Origin of the sequence: Sphingomonas sp. Leaf25, assembly GCF_001421635.1 — a bacterium.
Lineage (GTDB): Bacteria > Pseudomonadota > Alphaproteobacteria > Sphingomonadales > Sphingomonadaceae > Sphingomonas.
Map to the genome: position 1 here is coordinate 165,805 of NZ_LMKU01000033.1, position 6,705 is coordinate 172,509.

Sequence of the window (6,705 nt, forward strand, 5' to 3'; positions counted from 1 at the left end):
CCCCGCGCGCGCCGCCAGCAGCACGACGGCGGCGGTGGCGCTGGCCATCACCAGCACCAGCCCGAGCGCGGTCCACCCCAACAGTCCGACGAACGCCCGCACCGGGGCCAGCCACGTCGCATGGCGATCGACCCGGACATTGGGGGCCACGCCCCGCGCCAGCGCCTCCACCCCGGCGACCGTCGCGGCGTCGCCCTGTCGCAGATCGACGTCGATCATCGCCGGCATCGGCAGGTCGGCGTCGAGCCCCGCTTCGCCCAGCCATGGTTCGAGCAGTTGCGCGAGCCGTGCCCGGTCGACCTCGACCGCCGCCACGACCCGGGGCGAGGCGCGCAGGCGGGGGAGGAGGGCGGCGACCGCGCGGTCGCGGGTGGCGGCATCGCCCTCGATCACCTGCACCGTCAGCCGCGCGGCGAGCTGCCGGTCGAGCGCCGCGCCCGCGCCCTGCATCGCGAGGCCGAGTGCTGCGGCGAGCGTGGTCAGGAAAATCATGATCGCCATGATCCACACCATCGCCCGGCGCCCCTGCGCATCGTCGAGCAGCGGTTGGGCCGCACGGGTCGCCGCGCTCATCGCGCCGGCTCGGGCGGGTGGCGCAGCGTGCCGGTGGGATCGGCCAGCCGCCCCTTGTCCAGCCGCATCAGCCGCGCCTGCGGCACGCGCGGCAGCAGGTGATAGTCGTGTGTCGCCATGACGACGGTGGTGCCGAGGCGATTGAGCGATTCGAACAGCTTGAGCAGGCGTTCGCCCATTTCGGGATCGACGTTGCCGGTCGGTTCGTCGGCGATCAGGATTTCGGGCCGGTTGATGACCGCGCGGGCGATCGCCACCCGCTGCTGCTCGCCGCCCGACAGTGTCGCGGGGCGGGCATCGGCCCGGTCGGCGAGGCCGATCCAGCCGAGCATCTCGCCCACCGGCCCGGCGATGTCCGCCTCGGCGATGCCGGCGACGCGCAGGGGGAGCGCGATATTGTCGCGCGTCGAGAGGTGCGGCACCAGCCGGAAGTCCTGGAACACCACGCCGATCCGCCGGCGGAACCCCGGCATCCGCCCGCGCGGGGCCAGCACCATATCCTCGCCGAACAGGCGGATGACGCCCCGGCTGGGCCGCTGTGCCAGATAGAGCAGGCGCAGCAGCGAGGTCTTGCCCGCGCCCGAGGGGCCGAGCAGGAAATGGAACGACCCTTCGGCGAGCGAGAAGCTCAGGTCGCTGAGCGTCTCGGCTCCCTCGCCATAGCGTAGACCGACATTCTCGAACTGAACGATACTGGCCACGTTCGCCCTTGGATTTCGCCGCGTGGTCGCCAATCGCACATGGGACGGCGCGCCTCAAGCCGCGTGCAATCGTGCCTTGCCATCGCCTGCCATGACGCCGTAGTTTAATTGCAAGAATCCGGTAGGGCTTGTCGCTGTTCCGGGCGCACGCGCAAGGTTCGCGCGCGGGGTTCAGCAGGGGGCAGGGGACGATGATCCTCGAATGTACGCAATGCCATATGCGCTATCTGGTCGCCGATTCGGCGATCGGACCGGCGGGGCGCACCGTCCGTTGCGCGGGGTGCCGGCATAGCTGGTTCCAGCCGCCGGCGATGCTCGATTTGGGCAGCGTGCCGGCGGCCGCGATCGAGCCGCCGGTACCGCGCACCGCGCTTGCCCCGGCCGATGCGCCCGCCCCCTTGCGCGAGTCGCGCCATGAACCGCGCCACGAGTCGCGGACGCCCGATCCGGTCGCGCGCCCCGCGCCGGCCCCGCGCGCCGCCGCGGTCCGGCCACGCACCGGCGAGGATGCGCTGCGCCGGTATGTCGATCCCGCATCGGAACAGCCGCCGCAGGCGGCGGTGCCCGACGGGGTCCGGCAAACGCCCCCGGCACGCTTCGCGCCGCGTCGCAATCCGGCGCGCCGCCAGACCGCGATCGCGGTGGCGGCGGGAGTCGCGATGCTCGCGGCGGTCGGCGGCATTCTCTACACCGGCACCCCCGGCATCGCGCAGCAGTTCGGCCTGCCGATCGGGCCGAGCGACATGCCGCTGACGCTGTCGATCGGCGAACCCGAACGCCGGCTGCTGTCCAGCGGCAACGAGCTGTTCGCGGTATCGGGCCGCATCCTCAACCCGACCAACGCGCGCCACCGCATTCCCGACATCCGCGCCGTGCTGAAGGACGAGGGCGGCAAGATGGTCTATAGCTGGACGATCAAGCCGCAGGTCCGCGTAATCGGGCCGAGCGGCAGCCTGGCGTTCAACAGCGCCGCGCTCGACGTGCCGGCGAACAGCAAGAAGCTCGAACTGAGCTTCGCCTCGGGGATTTGACGGGTCGTTCCGGGGATCGCGCTTCGGCGGGTTTCCGTACGGCACCCTTGGGCGTGATCGGCATTTTTCTTGGTCGAAGCGAGCGTTTCTTTCGTCACCCCGGAACAGGTCCAGGGTGACGACATGCGCGTGAAGGTCGATACCGCCTAGAAGAACAGTTTGCGGAACGTGACACGCACCACCCGGCCGAGCGGGTCGACGAACCCCGGCTGGAAGCGGAACGGCACCTCGCCGCCGGCATCGGTCACGCGCTGGCGGGTGTTGAACAGATTGTCGACGTTGAGGCTGATCCGGCTGCCGCGCAGCCAGCGGTTGTTGCGCACCCATGACGGCTGCTCGCCGGGATTGACGAACAGGCGCAGGTTGACGCGGGTGAGGCTGCCGAAGTCGAGCGGCTGCCCGCCGGTCGTTCCGCCGTTCACCTGTGTCCCCTCGCGCCAGTCGACGCCCAGCCGCGCGCCGAACCCGTCACGGGTATAGCCGCCATTGAACTGGACCCGGTGGCGCGCCGTGCCGCCATTGTCGTCGATGGCCGATCCGTTCAGCAGGTCCAGCTCTGGCAGGCCGGCACGGATCAGGACCGTGTTGGTGAACACGACCGTGTGGTAGAGGCTGGCCTGCAACCCGCCGCCGCCGCCGCCGCCCGGACCACCGGGGCCACCGAAGCCGCGCCCGCCACCGGGACCGCCGAAGCTGCCACGTCCGCCGCCGGGACCGCTCGGTCCTTCGCCGAAGCCGCGTCCGCCCTCGCGCGGGCCGTCACCCGGCGGTGGGGGCGGTGGCGCGTCGCTGGTCGGGCGCGCCGCTTCGGCCGCCTCGCGTGCGGCGCGGCGTGCTTCCATCCGCGCCTGTCGCTGTGCCGCTTCGGCGCGTGAACGGGCGGTGGTGATCCGCTGGAAGAAGTTCAGGCCGTAGCGAAGCTGGCTGTTCTCGGTCCGGGCGAAGTTCACCGCCCGGCTGTCGAGCCGGATCAACGTGCCATCGGCATCGCGCACGAACCGGTCGGGGAACGCATTCTGGATTTCGGCGGTGATCGCCGGGAAGCCCGCGATCGAATTTTCCGCGCGTTCGGACAGATAGTCCGCCTGGAACGTCAGGTTGCGCTCGCTCCACGGCTTGACGTTCAGCCCCAGCTTGAAGCTCTTGTTGGTTTCGGCGAGCAGCGCCGCATTGCCGCCAGAGACAGTGGTCACGTCGACGCTCTGCCCCCGGACATAATCGAACACGCGCGCGAACGGGGTGACGACGGTGGGGTTGCCGAGCTGCTGCTGGCTCGGCGCGTTTTCCTCGGTCGTGAAGTTGGCGATGATCCGCACGGCGGTGATCGGCTGCCAGTTGACGCCATAGCCATAGGTGGTGAGCGTGCCGAAGTCCGACAGTTGCTCCAGCTCGACATTGCCGTTCAGCGACAGTCGGCCGAGGAAGCCCAGCACGTCGCGCTGCGCATTGGCGATCGGCAGGTCGAGATTGGCGCGGACCGATCCCGCATCGCGACCGAGATCGGTGCTGCCGTCTACCCCCGAACGCTGCGAGCGGCTGCTGAAATCGGTCGTCCGCCCGGCCAGCCGGATGGTGGCGTTCGCCTCCCCGGCGGGCAGCGCGAAGGGCGATCCCGACACCAGCCCCTCGATCGCGCCCGCGCTCGACGTCGACCGCGCGCGATCGGTGGTTCGGGTGAAGCTGCCCAGATCGCCGAACGGGCTGGCGGTGCCGGCCAGCACCGCCGCCTGTAGCGCCGCGCCATCGACGCCGCGTTCGGTCCGCGTGTCGCTTTCGGTGCGGTCGTAGCTGCCGTTTACCGTCCAGCGCCACCGGCCGATGTCGCCGTTCAGCACCACGCCCAGATTGGCGGTCGTCGTCGCGGCATTGCGACGCAGCGGATCGGTGTCGGCATAGCGCAGCACGCGCACGTCATCGTCGAACGGCGAGAAGGGCGAGGTGGCGGGTAGCGTCAGCGTGAGGCTCGGCAACCCCAACAGGGATTCGCTGCGGTTGTGCTCGACGCGGCCGTTGACCGTTGCCGCGACGTTGCCGAACACGTTGCGGCTGTACACCGCGTTCGCCGAGAAACGGTCGCTCTGCCCTTGGAGCGTGCGGAACGGCGTGGTGTCGGTGACGTCCCCGGTTACGTCGGGCGGCGTGGCCGCGGTATTGGGCAGGATGCCGCGTTCGCTCTCCAGCAGGTTGGAGGTCGTCTCCGCCTGAAGGTTCAGGTTGAAGCGTTTGTCGCGGTCGACGCGGACGAGGCCGCCTTCGGCCTCGAAATTGCTCGATCCGCCTTGCGTCGGCGCGCTGCCCTCCAGTTCGCTGGTATAGCTGCGGAAGCGTGGGCGCAGGACGAAGTTGATGACCTTCTGATCGGCGCGATAGCCGAATTTGAGCGCGACTTCCTCGGGGAGAATGTCGACGCGCAGCAACGCTTCGGGCGGGAAGTCGCCGATCTCGCGGAAACCCGCCGATCGCCGGCCGTTGATGAGGATCACCGGTTCGCCGCCGCGCACCGACTGAATCTGCGGGGCGAGTTCGCTCAGCAGTTCGGTGATCGAATTGGTGCCATAGCTGCGGATGTCGGCCGGCGACAGTTGCAGTTCGGGCTTGATGTCGCCGGGCACCGATCCGGGGGGCGGGCGGCCGGTGACGACAATCTCCTCGGCATCGCTTTCGGTGTCCGCCGCCGCTGTCGTGGGTTCGGCCGCCGCCGGGGTGGCGGGCGCGGGCGGCGTCTGGTCCACGGGGGCCTGTGCCGCCAGAACGCCCGGGGCCGCTCCCAATGCCAGTATCGCCAGTTTCCACCGCGCCATGCGCTTCTTCCCCTTGTGCATCGTTCCGCCGTTCAAGGCGGCATCCGGCTGCTATCGTTTAATTGTCGCACGAATATCGCATGGCATCCGAAAATTCCGGTGGTGCCGCATCGTGTCGCCCCGGCCCCCAAGCGAGCGGTGGCCGCCGCCGGTTCCCTCGTCGCGTGCAATGTGGCGTGGTCGGGCCGGCGCGGCTATCGTCCGGGCAAAAGGAGCGGGACGATGCAGCGGATGACGATGGCGATCGCGGACGGGATCGCCGAGGTGCGGCTGAACCGGCCCGACAAGCGCAACGCGATCGATCCGGCGATGTTCGACGCGCTGATCGATACCATCGCGACACTTGAGGGGTTGGACGCGCGCTGCGTGATCCTTGCCGGCGAGGGGGCGGGGTTCTGCGCGGGCCTCGACCTTGCCAGCATGGCGGCGGGGGCGGGCGACCTCGATCTGGGCGATGTCGCGTACGGGCCGGCCAACCGGGTGCAGCAGGTGGCGTGGGGCTGGCGCACCTTGCCGATGCCGGTGATCGCGGCGCTGCACGGCGAAGCGCTGGGCGGCGGGTTGCAGATCGCCGCCGGGGCCGACGTCCACATCGCCCATACCGCCACCCGCTTCGCGATCCTCGAGGCACGATGGGGGCTGGTCGCCGACATGGCCGGTTTCGCGCTGTGGCGCGGGGTGCGCGGCGATGTGTTGCGCGAGCTGGCCTATACCGCGCGGACCTTCGACGCGGCGGAGGCGCAGGCGGCGGGGTTCGTCACGCAGGTTGTCGACGATCCGCTGACCGCCGCCCGCGCGCTGGCCCGCGCCATCGCCGGTCGCAGCCCGGCGGCGGTCCGCGCCGCCAAGCGGCTGGCCAACCTGGCCGACGATGCCGATGCCACCGCGATCCTCGCCGCCGAACGGCGCGAGCAGCAGCCGCTGCTGCAGGGCGCGGAACACCGCGAGGCGGTGCGCGCCGGGCTGGAGGGGCGCGCAGCGGTTTTCGGGGGTTAGGCCGTGATTCCCTGAAGCAGTTTGGGCAGCTTGCCGGTTTCGCCACGCGCCTCGGCCATGAACGCGGCTTTCAGCGGGGGGATCGAATCGACCGCCGACAGGCCGAAGCGGCGCACTGCGCTCGCCGCCTTGCCGGGGATGCCGAACAGCCGGGTGAGGCCATCGGTCGCCAGCGCCACCGCGAACGTGTCAAGACCCCGCCAGCGCTGGTAGCGCTCGAGCAGATAGGGATCGCCGAGGTCGAGCCCGGTGCGCTTGCCCTCGACCAGCACCTCGGTCAGCGCCGCCACGTCGCGCAGGCCCAGGTTCAGCCCCTGTCCGGCGATTGGGTGGATGCCATGCGCGGCATCGCCCACCAGCACCAGCCGCTCCGCCGTGATCCGCGCGGCATGGTGGAAGCCCAGTGGATAGCTGGAGCGCGCCGACAGGTTCGACAGGGTCCCGAGGAACCCGCCCATCTTCTTCGACGCTTCGGCAAGGAACGCGCGGTCCGACAGCTTGAGCATGGCGTCGCGGTCCTTCGCATCCACCGTCCACACGATCGCCGAGCGGTGGCCGTGGTCGTCGTCGTTCAGCGGCAGGATCGCGAACGGGCCGGCCGGG

The 6,705-nt window shown here is 70.4% G+C and carries 5 protein-coding genes; 2 read left to right on the forward strand and 3 right to left on the reverse strand.

Translation table 11 applies throughout. The features are described from left to right. Positions 1–569: 569 nt before the first annotated feature. Positions 570–1,274 (reverse strand): cell division ATP-binding protein FtsE, encoded by a 705-nt coding sequence (gene ftsE / locus ASE78_RS15845; RefSeq protein WP_056498421.1) that lies wholly within the window; start codon positions 1,272–1,274, stop codon positions 570–572. A gap of 128 nt (positions 1,275–1,402) precedes the next feature. Here ftsE and ASE78_RS15850 point away from each other — a divergent pair, with 128 nt between their 5' ends. After that, on the forward strand, positions 1,403–2,305 hold the full coding sequence (locus tag ASE78_RS15850) for a zinc-ribbon domain-containing protein (RefSeq protein WP_056498424.1): 903 nt from the start codon (positions 1,403–1,405) through the stop codon (positions 2,303–2,305). Positions 2,306–2,451: 146 nt separating this feature from the next. Here ASE78_RS15850 and ASE78_RS15855 read toward each other — a convergent pair whose 3' ends face one another. Continuing rightward, the gene (locus ASE78_RS15855; protein ID WP_082467320.1) at positions 2,452–5,106 is read right to left on the reverse strand and encodes a hypothetical protein; all 2,655 of its coding nucleotides are present in this window, start codon (positions 5,104–5,106) and stop codon (positions 2,452–2,454) included. A gap of 222 nt (positions 5,107–5,328) precedes the next feature. Between ASE78_RS15855 and ASE78_RS15860 the strand changes: the two genes are divergently transcribed. Further along, on the forward strand, positions 5,329–6,102 hold the full coding sequence (locus ASE78_RS15860) for a crotonase/enoyl-CoA hydratase family protein (RefSeq protein ID WP_056498427.1): 774 nt from the start codon (positions 5,329–5,331) through the stop codon (positions 6,100–6,102). Here ASE78_RS15860 and ASE78_RS19665 read toward each other — a convergent pair. Beyond that, a partial coding sequence (locus ASE78_RS19665) for an FAD-dependent monooxygenase (protein ID WP_235515108.1) occupies positions 6,099–6,705 on the reverse strand: 607 nt, incomplete at its 5' end. The genes ASE78_RS15860 and ASE78_RS19665 overlap by 4 nt on opposite strands.